This window comes from Leptospira idonii (assembly GCF_004770995.1).
Classification (GTDB): Bacteria; Spirochaetota; Leptospiria; order Leptospirales; family Leptospiraceae; genus Leptospira_A; species Leptospira_A idonii.
Genome location: NZ_RQHW01000016.1, coordinates 121,014 through 140,718, shown reverse-complemented (window position 1 = coordinate 140,718; position 19,705 = coordinate 121,014). Strand labels below are relative to the sequence as shown.

Here is a 19,705-nt window from a genome sequence, read left to right as displayed (position 1 = left end):
TTTAGAGGAAATGAAAAAATACCAAGAAGACGAGTTGGAAAATTACGATTCCCAAACAGGACCAGCGCCTGCGCCGGAACGTAGCAGCTCTCGCAAAAAAAAGGGGAAATGATGAAACCAAATTATTACGTAGCACATCCATGGCATGGACTTGAACTCGGACCTAAAGCTCCGGATGAGATCGATGTATTTATCGAACTCACTCCTCAAGATCCTGTGAAATATGAAATCGACAAGGCTTCCGGATTCATCCGCGTAGATCGTCCTCAAAAATACAGCAACCGTTCTCCTACTCTGTACGGGTTCATACCTAGAACTTATTCAGGAGAAGCATCAGGAAAACATTGTTCCGAGGTAGTGGGAAGAAAAGACATCGTAGGCGACGGAGATCCGATCGATATATGTGTGTTAAGTGCCAGCCCCATCAACCATGGGAATACGATTTTGACGGTCATTCCTATCGGTGGTCTTCGTATGATCGATAAGGGAGAGGCTGACGATAAAATCATCGCAGTATTGAAAGGAGACGAAGTGTTCGGACTTATGAAAGATATTGCCGAAGCACCCAAGGCTCTCATCAACAAACTTCATCACTACTTTTTGACCTATAAACTTGACCCGAATTCTCCTTCTACGGGAACCGTAGAAATTACGGAAGTATATAACAGAGAAGAAGCGATCCGAGTGATACAATTCGGAATCGAAGATTATATTAAAAAATTTGTAACAGTATGAAAGATCAAATTCGTAATCTGGCTCTGGCGGTTTGTGTTTTCTCCTTCGGCTTTTTAGGAGCCGTGGAAAATACGATCAAAGATCCAAATTCAAACGAGCAAAACAATCTATTTGCGGGGGAAGATTCCGGTGACGATCTATTCTCTCGCTGGAATTTGGAAGAGCTGGAAGCTTTCGCTGTCAGCAGCAATCCTCTTTATTTGAAAGAAAAACAAAATATCGGAATGGCGAGAGGGGACATCATCACCGCAAGTCTCTACTACAATCCGGTTGTGAATATGCAGCAGCAGTTTATGGGAGCCAAATCCAATTCAGGAACGGGGCTTCCCGAAACTTCTGTGATTTATAACCAACCTTTCGATGTAAGCGGAGTGATTCCTCAACGGGAGAAAGTCGCCAAACAAGAGTTTATGGCTACGATCGCAAGTTTCAATGACTTCGATAGATTGTTTCGCCTCAGGCTGAGACAAAACTTTTGGACCTATCTTTACGTTACAGAACAAATCACTTTCCAAAAAGAGTTTTTGGAGAACTATCAAGATCTATTGGATCTTACCAAACTGAGGGCGGAGAAGGGAGACATTTCCTTTCTGGAATACGACAGGCTCACTTTGGAACGAATTCAGATCGATCGTGAATATAGAAACGCAAGGATTCTCAGGGCACAGGTGGTCAAAAACCTGAGAGTTCTGATAGGAATCGCAGATACTAAAATTCCTCTAAAGGTAAAAGGAAGATTGGAATTTATTTCCACCAAGGAATTCGGAATCGATCTGAACGATTTCGATGTGGAGAACCGTCCCGATTTGATCGCATTGAAACTCCGTCAGCAAAGAGAGAGGATGAATGTTGAGTTGAAAAAAAGGGAAGCGATTCCTCCTTTGACTTTGGGAATGGAGTATTTGAACAAAGGCGCCGAAAATGTAACAGGTTTATATGCGACGGTTCCTCTTCCCATGTTCGACAGAAAACAAGGTGAGATTCTAAAATACGAAGAATCCCATAAAAAACTGGGGTTTGAAGTGGAAGCGAAAAGAAACGAAATCACGTCTGAGATATCTGCCGCAATCAAAGAATTGCAGGCGAGAGAATCCCAGCTTTTGGAATACAAACAGTTTAATTTGGTGAACAAAAACAAGGAAGTGCAGGAGAAGTCCCGTTTAGCGTATGTTCGCGGTGCTTCCAATTTGGTTACTTTTCTCGAAGCGGAAAAAACGTATTTAAACGTTTTGCGAAGTTATTATGAAATCATTTATTTATACTACAATGCTCTCGAATCATTTCGTGCAGCCGTAGGCAAGATGGACAGTTCGGATTATTAGGAATATTTTATGGAACCTTTTTACAAAACAAAAATCTTTCGGCAAACGAGTTTGGGAGTTTTGGCTCTCAGTCTTATTTACTTCGGTTATGTGAAGTTTTTCGGAGGCTCGAAAAAGACGGAAGCTTTGACCGAGGATAAATCCAAATTCACTATCTCCGAAGAGATCCAACAAAATCATCCTTTCTCCCTTGTGTATTTGGAAGAGAGAGCTGTGGAAGAAGAACTTCAACTTCCCGGAACCGTCAGTTATGATATGAATAACGTCGCTAAGGTGGGTTCGAGAGTCAACGGAAGGATCCTCTCCGTATTTGTCAAAGAAGGGGATCATGTCAAAAAAGGATCTCCTTTGGCTTCTCTTCAATCCGTGGATCTGGGAACTACGGAAGCGAACTATCTGAAGGCAAGAGCAAGACTGGAAGCTTTGAAGGTGCAGGCGGATCGTGCCAAAGAATTGTACGAAAAGAAAGTAACATCCGCAAAAGAATATGAGCTTTCTCTAATGGATTATAAATCAGTTAAAGCCGAGATGGAAACGAGCAGAAATGCTTTGGAGAATTTAGGTCTTACGGACGGAGAGATTTCCAATTTGGAAGCGGGGAAATACAATTCCAAAAATCTTTTTATCAGAACACCTATCTCCGGCGTTGTAACGGAAAGAGAGGCAATCATCGGTCAGGCGGTGAATGCAAGAGACAATTTATTCACAGTGGCGGATCTTTCCGTTTTATGGATCAACTTGGAAGTTTTCGAAAAAGATCTTTACTACATCAAAGTCGGAAACGAGGCGAAAGTGGTTCCTATCGGAGCCAGCACGGAAGAGTTGAAGGCTGTCGTTTCCCATGTAGCGGACGTAATCGATCCTATTAAAAAAACGGCTGAGATTCGTTTGGAAGTGAGAAACTCAAAAGGGAAACTCAGACCGGGACAAAGTGTAACTGCGAGCGTAAAAGGAGTCGTATCCGACAATTCGCAAAACAAAATCAAAGTGGTTCCGAACGATTGTATTCATAAGATCGAAGGAGAAAACTTCGTTTTTGTCAGAAACGGGGACGGTTCGTTCTCTGCGAAAAAGGTTTCTTTAGGAAAAAGTTACGAATCTTGGGTCGAACTCATCACTGGAGTTTCGGAAACAGATGCCATCGTGAAAGACGGTTCCTTTGTTTTAAAAAGCGAGTATTTGAAACTCTAATTCTTTGTTGACATAACGTATATTTCCTATTTTTATGTTAAGTATGAAGGATTTAACAGAAAAACAGGAACAGGTACTACAGTTCATTACGGAAACTGTTCGTGAAAAAGGTTTTCCCCCTACCATTCGTGAAATCGGGGATCAATTTGGAATCACAGCGAAAGGTGCATACGACCACCTCAAAGCAGTGGAAAAAAAAGGTTATATCCGAACATCTAAGAACCAGAGTCGGGCCATCGAACTTCTGAAAGGAAGCTCTGAAGAGGCACTTCTGGTTCGAGCTTCCGGAATTCCTCTTTTGGGACAAGTGGCAGCAGGTTCTCCCATTTTGGCGGAAGAGAACATTGAAGAATACATTGCCGTTCCGGATGATCTGGCTTCCAAACCGGGAACCTTTGCTCTCAAGGTAAAAGGCGATTCCATGATAGATGCAGGGATCAGTGACGGTGACATCGCCATCATTCAAAAGAAAGACTCCGCTAGAAACGGGGAGATTGTGGTCGCACTCATCGACAATGAAGCTACTTTGAAAGTGTTTTATAAAGATGCAGACCATGTTCGTTTGGAACCTCGCAATTCCAGGCTGAAACCCATCAAAACGAAAAAAGCAGTCATTGTAGGAAAGCTCATCGGCCTCTACCGAATTTACTGATTGACCGTGCTTCCTCTCCGAGGGAAGGTCTAAGCGGTATGACTTTTCCGATTCAGAAACCACTCACCCTTCTCGGGGTGGGTTTGTTCCTCTTCCTTCTTCATTGTGCTCCTCAGAAGGAAACTGTCTCTCCTTACGATTTGAAACGTGCGTTAGAGCGTTTCTCTCAAAACAGAATCCAAACGGGTCTCACTGCCGATGTAGATAAACCGGCTCCTTCCGATCAGGTTCTGTTTGAGGAAGCTTGCACTGTGTATCGTCTTCCCATAGAAAAAGCTAAGTCAGCTTTGAAAGAAAAGAATCTCGCTCTTTACGAATCCATCTACGGAAATTAAAATGATCCAAAAAAAAGAAAGAATCCTTTGGCTGAGCTTAGTTACATTATTAACGGTTGTTTTGTTTTTTTCTCCCTTTGAAAAAGCGAAAGCGATTTCCAAAGAAGGAGAAGTATATCTTCAGATTTTACATGAAGTAGTCGCTTATATCGAAAACGATTTTGTCGATCCTGTAGAGGAAAGAAAAATCTATACCGGCGCCATTCAGGGGGCCTTACAAAGTTTAGGTGATCCTCATTCCCGTTTTATGGATAAGGATGAATTTAAGGAATTCCAAAACGAAACCAAAGGAAGTTTCGGGGGGATCGGTGTGGAAGTCAGCTTTCAGGAAAATTCTTTCGTCATCGTAGCTCCTTTGGAAGGAACTCCCGCTTGGAAGGCAGGTCTTCTTCCTCACGACAAAATCATAGAGATCAATGGAAAAAGCACAAAGGGTCTCTCTCTTACAGATTCTGTGAATCTGATGAAGGGAGAAGTGGGATCTTCCATTTCCATGAAGATAGAAAGAAAAGGCCAAAAAGAACCCCTAGTAGTCAATCTAGTCAGGGAACTCATTCGCATTCAATACATTCGTTCCAGTTATCTTTCTGAAACCAAAACCGGTTATATCAAACTGGCTCAGTTTATGGGAAAAGAAACCACCTCCAAAGAATTTTATGATCATATCCGCAAGCTGGTCGATTCGGGCGCCAAAAATTTGGTCATTGATTTGAGGATGAATCCCGGAGGAATCGTTGACCTTTCCGTAGACATCGCAAGCATGTTCCTTCCCACAGGTAAAGAAATTGTTTCCATTCGGGGAAGAGGGGGTGTTTTGGTTCGCACGTATCGATCCGACAAATCCGACGGTAAATTTTTGGATATTCCCGTTGCTGTTTTGTTAAACGGTGGATCTGCCAGCGCTTCCGAAATTTTAGGAGGAGCTTTGCAGGATAACGGTAGAGCGAAAATCATAGGAACCCAAAGTTTCGGAAAAGGTTCTGTTCAGTTCATTCATCCTCTTTCTCACGGAACGGGAGTTGCCGTCACCGCACAAAAATACTTCACTCCTTCCGGAGCATCCATCCACGGAAAAGGAATCACTCCTAATGTGGTTGTATCTCCCATTATGGCGAGCGAGGAAGATAAGTTCGCATTCGATAAATTGCAAAAGAAAAATAAGTTAAAAACTTTCTTAGAGGCTCACACGGAATACAACGAAGAGGCAGTGAAAGATTTCCAACTTCTTTTGGAATCGGAGAAACTTACCATTTCCGAACCAGTGATCCGCGTATTTATTTTCAGCGAATACAGATCCTCTTCTCAAAAACCGAATTTGGAATTGGATCTTCAGTTAAAAGAAGCCATCCAAAGTTTTTCCAAAGATAAATAATCCTTTGGACTCCTTCGGCATCGGAATCGAATCCAGTTGCGACGAAACCTCCGTCGCAATTGTGAAAGAAGGCAGAGAACTTCTATCTTTAAAAATATACAGCCAAATCGAAAGCCATGCTCCTTATAGAGGAGTCGTGCCTGAACTTGCCTCCAGATCCCATCTCGAAAAAATCAATCTTCTTTTGGAAGAGTGTTTGGAAGAAGCGAATGTAAGTTGGGAGCAAATCAAGTATGTTGCGGTCAGTGCCTATCCCGGGCTAATGGGATCTTTGATGATAGGAGCGCAGTTAGCTCGCTGTATCTCTCTCGTTCATTCCTTGCCGATCGTTTTGGTGAATCACTTGGAAGCTCATTTGGCAGTAGTAGGTTTGGAAGAAGAACTTCCCGAATTTCCCGTGTTAGGTGTTCTTCTCTCGGGAGGAAATTCCTCCGTTTATCTTTATCATGATTTCGGAAAGATGGAATTGATCGGAGATACGATGGACGATTCTTTGGGAGAGGCTTTCGACAAGGTAAGCTCTCTTTTGGATCTTCCTTATCCCGGCGGCCCTCCTGTGGAAAAGGAAGCCGTTCTGTATGAATCTAAGTCGGTGGGAAAACTACCTTCCTTGTTTCCTAAACTTTTGAAAGAATCGGGAGAAGAGATTCAATTTTCCTTCAGCGGACTCAAAACAGCTGTGCTTTACCATGTAAAATCTCAGACCAAAGAATCCCTGGATGTAGGGAGGGTTTGTTCCGATTTCCAAAAGACAGCATTCGAATTAGTGATCCGCAATATTCGTAAGGCAGTGAAAAAAACGGGCATTCGAACTGTTATTTGTGCTGGAGGGGTGCTTGCCAACGGAAGCCTGCGCAATGAGTTGGAATTGGAATCAAAAAGACAAAAATGGAAATTATTTTATCCTCGCAAAAAAATCCATTGCACAGACAACGGAGCCATGGTGGCAAGTCTGGGCTATCACCTGTGGAAAAAGGGATACAACGCCCCTTTGAATTTTAAAGTAAGCCCCAAAAGAAATCTAACCAATACTATATGAAAAAAAAACTAACTTGGATCCCCAATACCCTCACTTTAGGAAACCTCACCTTAGGGTTCGTTTCTATGCTCATCGTTTCCGAAGTAGGCATTTCCAAAACTCCCGCACATGACCTTTTTTCCCTGGCAGGGGTTTTTATCATCTTGGCTGCGTTATTCGATGGTTTCGACGGTATGGCGGCTCGCGCTTTGAATGCTACTTCCGAATTGGGTGCCGACTTGGATAGTTTGGCAGATCTAACCACCTTCGGAATCGCTCCCGGGTTTCTTACTTACAAAATGTTCTTATACGAATATAAAATGGATCTCTTTGGCAGACCCGATTTGTTTCCGATCGGAATGTTGATCGCAGCCCTATATCCGATCTGTGCTGCCTATCGTTTGGCTCGTTTTAATGTGGCTCATGATCCCGGTTCTTTTCATGGACTTCCTTCACCTGTTGCGGGAGTGGTCGTGGGAATTTTTCCTTTGGTGTTTCGAATCGAACAAGTTCCTAAAACCGTTGCGATGCTTTTTTTCATTCTGACGGCTCTTCTAATGGTTTCTACTATCAAATATTCCAAACCTCAGGTGGCGATGAGAGGTCTTTTCAGTTGGAAAAAGCTGGGTGTGGTTCTTTCGGGTGTCGCATTTTTATTGTTAGTTGTTGAAATGTATCGTTGGCCGTATATTTTGTACGGAGCAGTGGCTTTTTACGTTTTTTCCGGAATCGTATCTTTTATCATCCATACCATTCAGGAGTTGAGGGTTTAGAAAAAGTTTCTTAGGGTTTTCCGATGGATGTCTTCTTTCGTCATTTGGCGTTGAAGATATCCAGAAGATTGGAGATCGTAAATATGGTCTTCACTTCGTTGGACATGTTTTGAATTTGGATGAACCCCTTTTTCTCCTTGATCCAAGTGTAAGCGTGGAGCATCACTCCGATTCCGGAAGAGTCCAGATAGGTGAGTTTGGAGAAATCGAAAATAAGTTTTTTCACACCGGAACTTGTCAGAGATTGAAGTTCCGATTTTACCTTGGCCGAGTCTCTGACGGAAAAGCTGCCTGAGAAAAGAACGACTGCTTCTTCACCATTTCGATCGATTCTATATTCAAACATAACTACAGTTATGACTACAAAAGAAAGACAACCCAGCAATCAAAAAACGTTTGATTTTTTGAAAAAAGGAAACTACAAAAAGACCAATGAAAATTAAGTTTTGGGGTGTCAGGGGTTCCATCGGTTCTCCCATCCGACCGGAGGGGGTTAAGCAAAAAATTGAGAAGATTCTCTCGATTGTAAGCCCTACCGATATCCAAAACGAACAAAGCATCCGCAAATTTTTGGATTCTCTCAGTTTTTCCTCATCTTCAACTTACGGCGGTAATACGACTTGTGTTGAGATCAGGGACAAAGACGACAATCTCATCATCATAGACGGAGGAACCGGTCTTAGAGAACTGGGAAACTCCATGATGGCATCTTCCTTCGGAAAAGGAAAAGGCCATGCCTATTGGATCCTCACTCACACACATTGGGATCATATCCAGGGAATTCCTTTTTTTGTTCCTTTATTTTTGCCTGGCAATCATTTCGAATTTTATTCCTCCATGGAAAACGTGGAAGAACGACTCAAACATCAATTCGTGTTCACTCATTTTCCTGTTTCCTTCGATCATTATGCTGCGGAAAAAACTTTCCACTATGCTCCGGAAGGACAGGAACTCCACTTGGGTCCTCACATAATAGCATTTAGTAAAGCAGTTCGCCATCCCGGAGGAAGTTATTCCTACAGGTTTACTGAAAACGGCAAAAGCATCATCTTTGCTTCCGATGCAGAATTCAATTTGGACGAAATGGAAAATATAGATACTTACATCGATTATTTCAGAGATGCGGATGTTTTGGTTTTCGATACTCAATACACTTTCGAAGAGTCTCTGCAAAAAATCGACTGGGGGCATAGTTCCGCTTCGATCGCCACAGACATCGCTCTTCGTGCAAAAGTGAAAAAGTTAGTCATGTTTCATCACGATCCGTCTTACGATGACGACAAATTGGATCTGGTGTATTTAAGAGCTTTGAAATATAAGGAAATGTTTGATCCGCACGGCAAATTAGAAATCATAATGGCGCATGAAAGTTTAGAATTGGAGATATAGTTTATGGCAAAAAAGGGATATATTATCGGAATCGACGCAGGTACCACAGGAATTCGGACTTTTTGTTTTAGTGACAAAGGGAAAGTCATTTCCTCCGCATACCAGGAATTCAAACAATACTATCCTAAGCCGGGCTGGGTTGAGCACGATCCGGAAGAAATTTGGTCCAAAACGGTAAAACTCATCGGAGATGCGATCAAAAGCGGAGACCTAAATCCGAAAGATGCAGTCACGATCGGGATCACAAACCAAAGAGAAACTTCAGTAGTATGGGATCGCAAAACGGGAAAACCCATCTATAACGCCATCGTTTGGCAATGCCGCCGAACTTCCGATATATGTAAAAATTTAAAGTCCCAAAGTTTGGAATCCAATTTCAGAAACAAAACAGGTTTGGTTCTGGATGCTTATTTTTCAGGAACAAAAATCCAATGGATTTTGGACAATGTAAAAGGTGCTCGTGCGAAAGCGGAGAAGGGCGACCTTATGTTCGGAACCATCGATACGTGGCTGCTTTATAAATTGACCGGTCACAAAGAACATAAAACCGATCATACAAATGCATCCAGAACTCTTCTTTTCAATATTCAAACCAAGGAATGGGATGAGGAACTTTGTGAAATTTTAAGAGTTCCTACTTCGATGCTTCCTAAAGCTTATAATTCCAAAAACCTATTCGGTTTTACCTCAGGAGTCAAAACTCTTCCCGATGGAATTCCTATTTCTTCGTTAGTTGGAGACCAACAAGGCGCTCTTTTCGGTCAACTTTGTACTGAGCCTGGAGAAGCCAAAAACACTTACGGTACAGGATGTTTTTTCTTATTCAATGTGGGAGATGAATTCAGAATCTCTAACCAAGGTTTGATCACCACACTTGCTTTGGGTCCGGAAGGCAAAACAGTCTATTGTTTGGAAGGTTCCGTTTTCATCGGAGGAGCTGTAGTTCAGTTCTTAAGAGACAATTTGGAGTTTTTCGAATACTCAAAAGATTCCGAAAAATTGGTTCAATCCATCAAAACAAAAGACGATATCGTATTCGTTCCCGCCTTTGCTGGACTCGGCGCCCCTCATTGGGACCAGGAAGCCAGAGGTGCTATTTTCGGACTCTCTAGAGATACGACTCCCGCACAAATCACTAGAGCCGCCTTAAAAGCGATCGCTTTACAATCTTACGAGCTTGCCTATGCGATGGAAAGAGAAACGGGAAAACCTTTGAAGTTTCTCAGAGTGGACGGAGGAGCTACCGCTAACAAATGGTTGATGCAGTTCCAAGCGGACATTTTAGGAACCAAAGTGATTAGACCGCAAAACGTAGATACTACGGTTTTAGGGGCAGCTTATTTGGCGGGCTTGGAAAGAGGTTTCTTTAAAAGCGTATCCGCTTTGAAAAAATTGGAGACCAAAAATTCCCAATTCGTTCCTAAAATGAAAGACAGTGAAAGAAAGGAAGAAATTTCTAAATGGAATGATGCCATTAAGAGAGTCAAAACGAATTAGTCTTCTATCTTCCCCGGCACTAGGAATTTTTCTTTGTGCCGGTTCGTCTTAATAAGCGAACCACTGCATGCAGCATTCGAATTCTTTTCTTTCGTTTGTGATCCCTCCTCCCACCAAACAAAGCCCTGTCGGAAAATAAGGAACCTCCAAAATGAGTCCAGGAGGAAGTCTATGAAATTCGTATGTCTCTATCATTTTTCTGGATAAAAACCAGTCGAATCTAAGGGTTTGGATCCAATCTCTCGTTAAAAAGAATAATTTTGTTTTGGTAGGAAGGAAAAACTCCAAAGAAGGACGGGATGTCCAAAAGTTGAATTGAGACGAATCTTCCGCATCCAAACGAATTTCTTCTTTTTGCATTTCCTCTTCCTTGTCGTCTGTTTCCTTGTAAGTGTTTATATGTCCTTCTTCGAAATAGACATTCCTGGCGAACGTTTTGTACACTTCCAACTCCAATCTTTCCAAAAAACTTTCCCCTTGTTTAGGCTCGATCGAAGGGGCATCTAAAATCATTTTGAATTTGTTTTTGGATACTGATTTTTCCAAAACTTTCCGCACTTGAGGCGAAAGAGAGGGAAGGGAATGTTTTATATATCTTTCGTCAAAGTTGGAAATAAAATTTTGAATGAAGGGACCGTGGATCAAAGGAATGATCTCTACCGTAAATATGCTTTTGCTTAGAAACTTAGCGAACTCCGGTTCAAAACTGAAAAGATTGGAAACGATTTTATTTTCTTCCGCAGGAGTTCCCGAGTAAAGAATTTGCACCAATCTGAATAAAAAGGTTTTGTTTTCTCTGTTGAAGTAAAGTTCTTCGATTTTGTTTTTGATTTCTTCTTCCGAAAAATTCGGGTTTACGATGTCCCTTAGCGAAAGGTATTTATTTTGTCCGTATTTGGTTCGTTTGGTTTTTGTGAGTAAAACCCGTTCCTTGTTTTTGATGCCTCCCACCTGTATTTTCTCATTCTCTCCCAAAGAAAGATAAAAGGGAGTTTTTGATGGGGCGGGGAAGGGCAGTTTTTCTATAGCCGCTTTTTTTTCTCCCGTGCGAGTGATGTAATGAATTTTTTCCTCCGGTTTTTTCTCCGAATGGATCTTTGTTCCATCATAAGAGATGTACATAGCGGATTCGATCGGAGAAGAAGGATGACCGATTCGATTCCAGTTCATTTCGTACAAAAACTTAGGAACGACCAAAGGGTCGCTTGATAGACTAGGGAGATCCGGAATTTTGGATTTGGGAAAATCGTAAAAGGGGGAAACTTTGCTTTGGATTCTCGCAATGGAATCGGGGGTTGCTAATAGAAAGTGGTAATTTTTTCCTTCTTTATAGATCAATGTGATTTTGTTTTTTGAGTTTTTTCTGGATTTTGATTCGGAACTTTTCCCAGTTATAATCCGCTTTTAGATCTTCTAACTCTTGTTCTACTCCGAATCTGAGGAAATCGAAAATTTCCACCGCTTCCATTCCCACGATGATGGAAAGATCTGCGATGACTCTCTCCAACCTTCTCGCATCTCTGTCGCTCAGAGAAAAGGTTTCCATCAGTTGATTTTCGAAGTCGGTTAATCGAATCACTTTGTTTCCTAGAAAGCTGCCACCAAAATGGTTTCTATCTCATTTTTGGGCAATTCTCTAGGAAGGCAATCCAGAAACGGGTAAGTCGCAGCCAAAGTGGCGATTCCGGGAAGGTCGATTTTTTTCACTTCGTATTCGGAAAGCCTTTGGGGAATTCTAAGTTCCAGATAAATTTTACGAATTCCTTCCACCGCCTTGATGGCGGCTTCGATCACTGAGATATTGGAAACATCTTCGTCCAAGGCTCTTGCGATCATCACATACTTACCTGCGGAGGAGGTGAGGTTGTATTCCATAACGTGAGGAAGTAAAATGGACATTGCTTGAAAAATATCCAAGCTGGTGACAGTGGTCACTGCCAAGGAAAGAGCATAACAAAGACCCAAACTGCTTGTGGATTGTGCGATCCCTGCGAGTAGGCTTGCCGCATAAATGGAGTTTTTCGGTCCTAGGTTACGAGGTTCTCTGATGGCAGGGACGATGTTTTTGGAAATCAATTCGATCGCACGTAATGCGGTGGATGAGGTGATTTCATTCGCATACTTGGAAAGGATGCTGTCTACTGCAGCGGATAAAATAGCGATTCCCGTTTTGGCGGTTTCTGTCGAAGACATTCCCGCTCCGATTTTAGGATCGGCAACTATGAGTTCAGGAAAGGCCCATTCGTGTGCGAAGTATTTTCTGTTTTTATCTTTGTCGTCTACGATGGAAAAAAAAGGAGAACATTCGTTTCCTAATAAAGGTTTTGTGGGAACAACGATCAAAGGAAGTCCCTTCTTTTTGAGGGGTTTTTTACCGACCAACATTTCTTCCGCAAAAAGGTCGTTTGTTGCGAGTAGGGAAGCTGCTTTGCCTGCATTTACGGATTCGAAAGAACCGTAAGCTACTACGCAGTCTGCGTTTGAGATTCTTAAAAAATGTGCGGTAGAGTCCAGATCTTTGAAGTGAACCTTATCGACGATATCGTCGAAGATAATCACTCCTTCGGAATGTTTTTCCAAACTGGTTTTGATGATAGATAATTCTTCCGCATTCTCCAGCTCACGCTGAGTGGCAATGAGTACCACTCTGGTTCCTATGTTTTTAACGAAGGAACCGAGTTTGTACCCGCAATCGATTTCAAAGTGAATTTTGGGAGAGAATTGGAAGTTGATCCATTCCGGGAGGACTGGCATACAACTCTCCTAACAATAACTAGACGAAGGTGACGTCATCCGAAAAGAGGACAAATCAAAAGGACCCCTCACCTCCTGTCCTTTCCTTACTGTTGTCCGAGAAATGTAGAAGCAATTTGATCAGAGATTTTATCCAACATCTCGTTAGAGAGGTTGTCATAATCACCGTTTTTTAAACGTTCTTTTACGTTTTTTAATTTCTCTGTTCTGTCTTCTTCCGGAGGAGCGGAAACAATTTGTTTTGCAATTTGTTTTACTTCCGATTGAAGTTTCGCTTCTGATGCGATTTTTTTAGCCGCATCCGAAATGGAAATTGTATCTACAGGACCTGTTGTTTCTGATTTGGAAGCAGCTGTAGTTTTTTTAGGCTCGTACCCAAAACCACCGATTCTTCCTACTTTATCGACGTTCATGTTCTTTGTCCTCTTACTACTTCAGGTATCGGTGGATTCCGAAAATCCCTTAAGCGTTTTTTTTCGATGATTCAGGAGAAATACGAATTCCCCCTTGGCTGTAGGAGGGGAATCCATCAGTCCTTGGGGATTTCGGAAATAAATCACTTCTTCGAATGCCTTTGTCAATTCTCTTCCCACGATCACTTCCGTTTCTGGGAAAATTTCAAGCAACATCGGATATAATTTCGGCAATTTATGGACGGATTCGTAGAAAACAATGAGTCCGTCGATCCTGCTGGCTTCTTCCAATTCTTTTCTTTTTTTACCCGGTTTTTCGGAAAGAAACCCCAAAAACAAGGTAGGATTCACCTGAAATCCGGAAACGGACAGGATGGCGGTGAGTGCGGATGCCCCTGGAACAGGAATGATGGAAAAACCTTTTTCTCTGACGGCACGAACGATTTGAGAACCAGGATCGGATACCCCAGGAGTTCCCGCATCGGAGACAAGAGCGAATGATTTTCCTTCTTTCAGCTCTTTCAAAAGGGATTCGTAAGGAGTGAGAGAGGCATCTTTATAGAGGGCTCTCACGGGGGTTGAAATTCCCAATTTAGAAAATAATTTTTTGGTTTCAGGGACGGATTCGCAGAGAACTGTATCTACCTCATTCCAAACTTCCACTGCACGCCCGGTCACATCCCCTAAATTTCCGATCGGGGTAGCTACCACATAGAGTTTGCCTGGTTCTTGGTTACGGGCCAACGAATTGACACCCGGGAGGTTTGGATCCATTCGGGCAGGTACAGCCCAAAAGCTCTCGGTCAGCAAAAAGGCAAGGGTTGCATTTTGTGCCCACGGGGCAGGCGGAAGGATTGGCACATCCTGCTACCGCACATGTGGTAGAATTGCATCCGGAACCTTCCGTACAGTATTGGAAAGCCAGGTCTCCATTTTTGGCACAGGCAGAAACGGAGGCGGAAGGGTTCGAGATGAGCCCTCCTGTCAAAAAGGACCTCATTGTGAAGTTATAGATTTGGCATTTTTGAAAATGATAGGCTCCCGGAGGGGGAACATGGAATCGGATTCTTTTGGTCACTACTTTCGAAGAATCTGTTGAGTTTTCAAAAGGGAGATGGGGGAAACTGGGCTGTACGCCGTCTTCCAAATACTCTCCGGTGATCGTCTGAATGATGGCAGGAGTGGCAGTTGTGATGTAGAGGTTGTATCCTACGAACTGAGGCTCTCTGTTTGTGACATAATAACGCAAAATGAATTCAGGGGCAGGATCGGCCACCCATCCGAAGGCATTCGATTCAAAACTGTCGGTGATATTGCTATTTACTGAGACAACTGACAGAATTTGAGGGACTGCAGGAGGAATGATGAAAATAAAAGGAGCTACAGGCGTATCCGTATTGGTCCCACATCGAAAAAAGGAGAGTAAAGATAAGGAGATCAGATAGATTGGATAGAAGAGGGTACGTTGCATTTCTGGAATGTTCCCTCCCAAGATTTTAGGAATTCGATCTATGGGAATCCAAAAAAAATTACTATTCACATCTTTCATCCTACTCGTTCTCTTTTTTATCACGATTCTTTTCCTATTCGTAGGAGACGATGATGAAGAAGAAAGAAGAAGAAAATCCGGAAAATCCAAAGCGATTTCTGCCTTGTTTATGGGGGACGGTGGTTCGAAACGACCTACCTCCAATGCCTTAGGGGCCAGAGGGCAGGATTCCGAATCTATCTTCGACTCCGACTATTATAAAGCCGGGGGAATGACTTACGAAGACGAAGTGAGAAATTCTGTCGCGAACAGCGGAGAGATTCCCATCAATCCCGCTACGGGAAAACCGTATCCGGAAGAAGCCATGGAGACTTTCGACGAACTGAGAGAGATGTTTCCCGATAATAATTTAATTCCTAGAAGAATGACTGCGGAAGTGAAGGCGAAAATGGAACAAGAAAACCAAAGATTGTCTCAAGCCACCACTGCAGTGTTTGGCGGTTCTCCTTCCGCAGGCGATCTTCAATACTACTACACTAGTGTTAAAAAACAAGGAAACGACCGATTGGAGATCATCAATTATTTGATTGAAAGCAACGGCGGAGACGATCCGGAGATGGATAAAAAATTCGAAGAGATACTAACAAACATTAAATTTCAAAACGAACAAGTCGATAGGGAAATGGCAGCCGCCTACCAAAGAGCAGGGATTCCTACTCCGTAAGTAGTAAAGGCAGAGCCGCAGTCGTGTGACCCTCAGCAAAAGTCTTAAAAATCGCCGGAGAGGATCGGATATCTATAACTGGTCTTAGGATCCAATCCGTATTCGTCCAAATGGAAAGAGGGAGGAAGTCTTTCTCTTTTCCATTGGGATGTTCTGAATAGTTTCGTGAATCTTTCGATTTGTTTTTTCAGCAAATCTGCATCCAATTCCGGGTGAGATTGTTTCATTCGGAAAAAACATTCCTCTTCTTCCAAACCTACAAAAACCGATAAACGTTCCATTTCTTGTAAAATAGGATATGGCATTAGATCCTTTTCATCTTCTTGTTTCGTTTCCAAAGGTCTGAGTTCCGCAGTGGGTTTTGTTTGTCTGAGTAATTTTAAGGATTCTTTGAAAGAGATATAAGGATTGTTCCCCGATTGAATGTCATCGATCCAACGCAAGATGAATTCTTTACTCACACCGCTGATAGGACAGAGAGAACCGGAACTGTCTCCGTCCATAGTCGTATAACCTACGCTTGCTTCACTTCTGTTTCCTGTGGATAAAAGCAAATGACCGTTCAAGTTTGCCAAAAGCCAAATGAGAGGAGATCTAACTCTTGCTTGGATGTTTTGTAAAGCAAGGTCGTCCGTTTCCCAAGTCAGTTTTCTGCCGATTTGACTTTGGATGAGACCCACTGCTTCTTCCACGGAAGAGTCGATGGAGATTTGGTGGTGAGGGTTTCCTAATTCTTCCGTTAACACTTTTGCGATGGTTTCCGTAAGCTCCGAATTGTTTTCTGTTTTTTGGTAGAGAGTCACCAGAAGTTTCGATTCTTCCACACCTAAACGATTGAAAATAGAATCTCCTAATTCCTTTTTTGCGATCTCTTTCATACTTGTGACTAAAAGAGCGCAGGCAGCGCTGTCCGCTCCCCCGGAAAGGGAGAGTGTGAAACCTTTCGTTTTGGATTTTCTGAGATAATCGTAAAGCCCTAAGGATACCGCTCTTGTAAAATCATCAAACAAAGAGTTTGCGGAAGACTGATTTTGATTCGTTTTTTCCGACTTGGTTCTCATGTCCAGAATGAAGGAAGAAGAACGTTCCGATTCCAGCCGCAAAACAGGGATTTGTAATTTTTCTTTAGGAGAAGAGGATCTGAATTCTTTGGCTCTGGCGGATCTCAGTTCGGAAAGGGAGGTTGTATAAGTTGTGATTTGGTAGTCGGAGAAAAACAAACGAGGGCCTTCTTCTACCAGGTTTCCGTTTTCACAGAAAAAACTCCCTCCTTCGAAAATGGCTCTTCCCGATTCGTTTCCGCAAAGATTCGTAAACACCGTAAGAGATCTGTGTTGTCTGCTTGTTTCTTGGAAAATGCGGTATCTGATTTTATTTTTTCCCAATGCGAAATGGGAAGCACCCGGTGAGAAAAGTATATCCAACCCCTGTTCTGCGTAAACTTGGGACGGTCTGTTCGATGTCCAGGAATCTTCACAGATTTCCACACCGGTCAGAACTCCTTTTTTCTCCAGTAGGAAATGCCCGAAGGGAACGGGAGAACCAGCATTGAAATATTTTTGAGGAGGAATGTACGATTCGGCTACCAAACTTTCTTTGGAATGGAACCATCTTTTTTCATAATGAATTCCTGTGTTGGCTAAATTGGTTTTGGGAATGATGCATACGATTTTTTCCCGGTCCAAAACAACCATACAGTTATAGAGAAAGGAGGATTGAAATACGGGGAGTCCTACCAAAACGGTTTTGTCTTTCGTATAAGGTAAAATTTCTTCCAAAGCATTCCAGGAACGTCTCCATACGGACTCCTTATAAAATGCGTCTTCACATCCGTAACCGGAAATGCATAGTTCCGGAAAAAGAACGAAATCGCAGTCTTTGGTTTCTTCTTGTTTTAAACTTTCAAGGATGGATTTAAGATTTCCTGAAAAATCGAGAGGAGTGGTGTTGAGGGAAACTGCTGCTATTTTAAGGGAAGTCATTCGAAAAAACTCTACTGCAGATCTTTTCCGAAGCACCTCTATTTTCCAGCACAAACTTTCTATTTTTTGTCCCTAAATCGCTTCTCAAATCGGAAGAAGAAAGAAGAAGATTCAGGTTGTTATGAAATTCTTCCTTCGTTCCGCATCGTTTGAGTCCGCCTAGCTTCTGCATAACGATCGCTTCCGGTGCATTCGTGATTTTGGGTCCTGTCAAAAGAGGAAGAGAAAAAGCGGCAGGTTCGATCGTGTTGTGGATTCTATGATGAAACCCTCCTCCTACGTAGGCGAGTTTGGCATACCGATAGGCAAAGGCCAAGATCCCCATTTCATCCACCAAAAGGAAGTTAGGATATGATGCAGATCCGTCCTTTATTTCCGAGAATTTGGAAACAGTTCCGAAACGTTTTAGTTTTTCGGAGACTTCTTCCATTCTGGAATTCTCCCATTTATGAGGGAAAATCCAATAATTTTCCTTGGAAGAAGTGTTCTTTTCCAAAAAGGAAATAAGATACGATTCGCAAACAGGGTATGTGGAACCGAACAAAACGGGCGGATTGTTTTGAATTTCCGATCGAAACGTTTTCGAAAAATTCACGAAGGATTCGGGAGGAGAAGAGGATTCTATTTTATTTAAAACGGAATCGAATCTTGTGTCTCCCAAAGGAGAAACTTCTACAGAGGAAGAAACTAAGGATTTGAATTCAGGAACTAAAATTTCGTGGGAAGGAAAGATCCCATCCAAATAGTAGAAACTAGCTTTTGTTAAAGAATGAACGATCCCTTTTTTTCTGCCCGAATCGGAAGACAGGGACGCACAAGCCAAATATGTTTTTGCCCCGGAACGTTTCGTTTGTTTCAAAAGATTGGGCCAAGTATCCCAAGCCAAAACGATGAGAGTTTTAGGGAAAAATTTGTTGAGAATGGAATCGTAAGCGAACGGAAGATCGAAAGGAAGTAGAAAGGTTCCGTCGAAATGAGGATCGTTCAATTGTTTGGAAGTTACGCTGTTCGAAAAAACGGATTGGAGGATGAACTTGTTAGGATTTTTCTTTTTGATTGCCTGAGCCAGAGCTCTCGCTTGGTCGAGTTCTCCTACACTTGCCGCGTGGAGCCAAACCGTTTCTCTTCCTTTCGTATCCAAAGATAACAGTTGTTTTAGATCCGATTTTCTTTGAGAAAAGGCGTTTCTTCCTTTGGAAGAAAAACGGGAAAGTCCATAAAACAAAGGATAAATTAAAAATAGGAATAAATTATAGAAGAAGTATATCATTTAACGTTTGTTTCCCCAGGTGTCTTGGATCTCCGCACCGGGGTAGACGAATGTGGAAGTGTCCACAAGAAAACAAAGATTATCGAAATACAAATGGAAGGCTCCTCTTTTCTGAGTGGGCAAGGAAGATAATCGAAACGATTTTACCGAGACGGGCAATGAGAAAGATTGGATGAGCCTTGCATTCTCTTTGGGAAGGTTGATGGGAACTTCCAATCTTCTCCATCCGAAAAAATTAAGAACTCCCAAAGGCAGAATGATCTCTTTCGATTTTTTCTGGGTCACTACAAGTTCCAGATTGAGATGATGTCCTTCCGAATAAACCCATACGATCGCTTGAACAGGAAGTCCCAATGGCAATAACAACGGTTCAATGGGGCGAATGTCCCAATGATCTCTTCTCGGGTTTTCGATATAGGTTTGGATGAGAAAGGAACTTTGTGTTTGTATTTCAGGATAACCCGAGGTTTTCAAAACTTCTTTCTCTTTAGGGAAAGCGGAGGAATCGGGAAGAACCGCAGTGAATTCAGTTTGATTCAAAAAAGAATCGGAGCGGTAAAAACCCCAAGGTCTTTCTCCTTCGAAATCTTCCGCTAAAAATAGGACATAGTTTTTTTCGTTCTGAAGCGCTTGGGAAAGTCGTTCGACTCTGCCTTCCTCATCTCTGTCCCAAGGTCTCGGTGCTCCTGTGAGGTCTAGGCAAAAAGAGAGGCTGAAAAGAAAAATAGTAAGTATTTTTTTTACGGGCAGATTCATTTCTAACTTTTCTAAATCACTGGAAGAGTGTAT

General features: G+C 42.4%; 21 protein-coding genes. 11 read left to right on the top strand and 10 right to left on the bottom strand.

Features of this window, described 5'->3' with window-relative positions; translation table 11 throughout:
* Positions 1–108: 108 nt before the first annotated feature.
* From EHS15_RS05485 to pssA, 8 genes are read left to right on the top strand one after another with little or no spacing between them, the layout of a single operon-like run.
* Entirely contained in the window at positions 109–735 is a 627-nt protein-coding gene (locus tag EHS15_RS05485; protein ID WP_246051906.1) for an inorganic pyrophosphatase, read from the top strand.
* Positions 732–2,057 carry a TolC family protein gene (locus tag EHS15_RS05480; RefSeq protein ID WP_135759542.1) on the top strand — a complete coding sequence of 442 codons (1,326 nt, stop codon included), beginning with the start codon at positions 732–734 and terminating at the stop codon, positions 2,055–2,057. The genes EHS15_RS05485 and EHS15_RS05480 overlap by 4 nt, the downstream gene beginning before the upstream one ends.
* Positions 2,058–2,066: 9 nt before the next feature.
* Positions 2,067–3,248 carry an efflux RND transporter periplasmic adaptor subunit gene (locus tag EHS15_RS05475; protein WP_135759541.1) on the top strand — a complete coding sequence of 394 codons (1,182 nt, stop codon included), beginning with the start codon at positions 2,067–2,069 and terminating at the stop codon, positions 3,246–3,248.
* 43 nt (positions 3,249–3,291) lie between these two features.
* Positions 3,292–3,900: a transcriptional repressor LexA gene (gene lexA / locus EHS15_RS05470; protein ID WP_135759540.1), complete on the top strand. Its 609-nt coding sequence runs from the start codon at positions 3,292–3,294 to the stop codon at positions 3,898–3,900.
* Positions 3,901–3,938: 38 nt separating this feature from the next.
* Entirely contained in the window at positions 3,939–4,235 is a 297-nt protein-coding gene (locus EHS15_RS05465) for an LA_1448 family UV-C exposure upregulated protein (RefSeq protein ID WP_135759539.1), read from the top strand.
* 4 nt (positions 4,236–4,239) lie between these two features.
* Positions 4,240–5,607, top strand: a complete 1,368-nt coding sequence (locus EHS15_RS05460) for a S41 family peptidase (protein WP_167884162.1) — start codon at positions 4,240–4,242, stop codon at positions 5,605–5,607.
* Positions 5,608–5,611: 4 nt separating this feature from the next.
* Complete coding sequence (gene tsaD / locus EHS15_RS05455) at positions 5,612–6,646, top strand: tRNA (adenosine(37)-N6)-threonylcarbamoyltransferase complex transferase subunit TsaD (RefSeq protein ID WP_135759537.1); 1,035 nt, start codon at positions 5,612–5,614, stop codon at positions 6,644–6,646.
* Positions 6,643–7,398, top strand: coding sequence for a CDP-diacylglycerol--serine O-phosphatidyltransferase (pssA, locus tag EHS15_RS05450; RefSeq protein ID WP_135759536.1), 756 nt, complete (start codon positions 6,643–6,645; stop codon positions 7,396–7,398). Before tsaD ends, pssA begins: the two co-directional genes overlap by 4 nt.
* A 40-nt stretch (positions 7,399–7,438) precedes the next feature.
* Here the strand turns inward: pssA and EHS15_RS05445 are convergent, their stop codons facing one another.
* Positions 7,439–7,744, bottom strand: a complete 306-nt coding sequence (locus tag EHS15_RS05445) for an STAS domain-containing protein (RefSeq protein ID WP_135759535.1) — start codon at positions 7,742–7,744, stop codon at positions 7,439–7,441.
* A gap of 86 nt (positions 7,745–7,830) precedes the next feature.
* On the opposite strand from EHS15_RS05445, the gene EHS15_RS05440 reads away from it, so the two are divergent.
* Both EHS15_RS05440 and glpK read left to right on the top strand, forming a co-directional pair.
* On the top strand, positions 7,831–8,787 hold the full coding sequence (locus tag EHS15_RS05440) for an MBL fold metallo-hydrolase (RefSeq protein WP_135759534.1): 957 nt from the start codon (positions 7,831–7,833) through the stop codon (positions 8,785–8,787).
* Positions 8,788–8,790: 3 nt separating this feature from the next.
* Positions 8,791–10,284, top strand: coding sequence for a glycerol kinase GlpK (glpK, locus tag EHS15_RS05435; RefSeq protein ID WP_135759533.1), 1,494 nt, complete (start codon positions 8,791–8,793; stop codon positions 10,282–10,284).
* Positions 10,285–10,332: 48 nt separating this feature from the next.
* Here glpK and EHS15_RS05430 read toward each other — a convergent pair whose 3' ends face one another.
* From EHS15_RS05430 to EHS15_RS05405, 6 genes are all read right to left on the bottom strand, one after another.
* The gene (locus tag EHS15_RS05430; RefSeq protein WP_210416298.1) at positions 10,333–11,622 is read right to left on the bottom strand and encodes a flagellar motor switch protein FliG; all 1,290 of its coding nucleotides are present in this window, start codon (positions 11,620–11,622) and stop codon (positions 10,333–10,335) included.
* Positions 11,612–11,863 carry a hypothetical protein gene (locus tag EHS15_RS05425; RefSeq protein ID WP_135759532.1) on the bottom strand — a complete coding sequence of 84 codons (252 nt, stop codon included), beginning with the start codon at positions 11,861–11,863 and terminating at the stop codon, positions 11,612–11,614. Before EHS15_RS05425 ends, EHS15_RS05430 begins: the two co-directional genes overlap by 11 nt.
* 8 nt (positions 11,864–11,871) lie before the next feature.
* Positions 11,872–13,038 (bottom strand): iron-containing alcohol dehydrogenase, encoded by a 1,167-nt coding sequence (locus EHS15_RS05420; RefSeq protein ID WP_135759531.1) that lies wholly within the window; start codon positions 13,036–13,038, stop codon positions 11,872–11,874.
* 86 nt (positions 13,039–13,124) lie between these two features.
* Positions 13,125–13,451 (bottom strand): flagellar biosynthesis anti-sigma factor FlgM, encoded by a 327-nt coding sequence (locus tag EHS15_RS05415; protein ID WP_135759530.1) that lies wholly within the window; start codon positions 13,449–13,451, stop codon positions 13,125–13,127.
* Between the two features lie 21 nt (positions 13,452–13,472).
* Positions 13,473–14,225, bottom strand: a complete 753-nt coding sequence (rsmI, locus tag EHS15_RS05410) for a 16S rRNA (cytidine(1402)-2'-O)-methyltransferase (protein ID WP_210416297.1) — start codon at positions 14,223–14,225, stop codon at positions 13,473–13,475.
* Positions 14,185–14,922 (bottom strand): LIC11073 family putative lipoprotein, encoded by a 738-nt coding sequence (locus tag EHS15_RS05405; protein WP_135759528.1) that lies wholly within the window; start codon positions 14,920–14,922, stop codon positions 14,185–14,187. The genes rsmI and EHS15_RS05405 overlap by 41 nt, the downstream gene beginning before the upstream one ends.
* A 40-nt stretch (positions 14,923–14,962) precedes the next feature.
* Here EHS15_RS05405 and EHS15_RS05400 point away from each other — a divergent pair, with 40 nt between their 5' ends.
* Positions 14,963–15,664, top strand: a complete 702-nt coding sequence (locus tag EHS15_RS05400; RefSeq protein WP_135759527.1) for an LIC_20245 family lipoprotein — start codon at positions 14,963–14,965, stop codon at positions 15,662–15,664.
* Between the two features lie 44 nt (positions 15,665–15,708).
* Here EHS15_RS05400 and nadE read toward each other — a convergent pair whose 3' ends face one another.
* From nadE to EHS15_RS05385, 3 genes are read right to left on the bottom strand one after another with little or no spacing between them, the layout of a single operon-like run.
* On the bottom strand, positions 15,709–17,646 hold the full coding sequence (gene nadE / locus EHS15_RS05395) for an NAD(+) synthase (protein ID WP_135759526.1): 1,938 nt from the start codon (positions 17,644–17,646) through the stop codon (positions 15,709–15,711).
* On the bottom strand, positions 17,633–18,916 hold the full coding sequence (locus tag EHS15_RS05390; RefSeq protein WP_135759525.1) for a 3-deoxy-D-manno-octulosonic acid transferase: 1,284 nt from the start codon (positions 18,914–18,916) through the stop codon (positions 17,633–17,635). Before EHS15_RS05390 ends, nadE begins: the two co-directional genes overlap by 14 nt.
* Positions 18,917–19,672 carry a flagellar filament outer layer protein FlaA gene (locus EHS15_RS05385; RefSeq protein WP_135759524.1) on the bottom strand — a complete coding sequence of 252 codons (756 nt, stop codon included), beginning with the start codon at positions 19,670–19,672 and terminating at the stop codon, positions 18,917–18,919.
* Between the last annotated feature and the right edge of the window lie 33 nt (positions 19,673–19,705).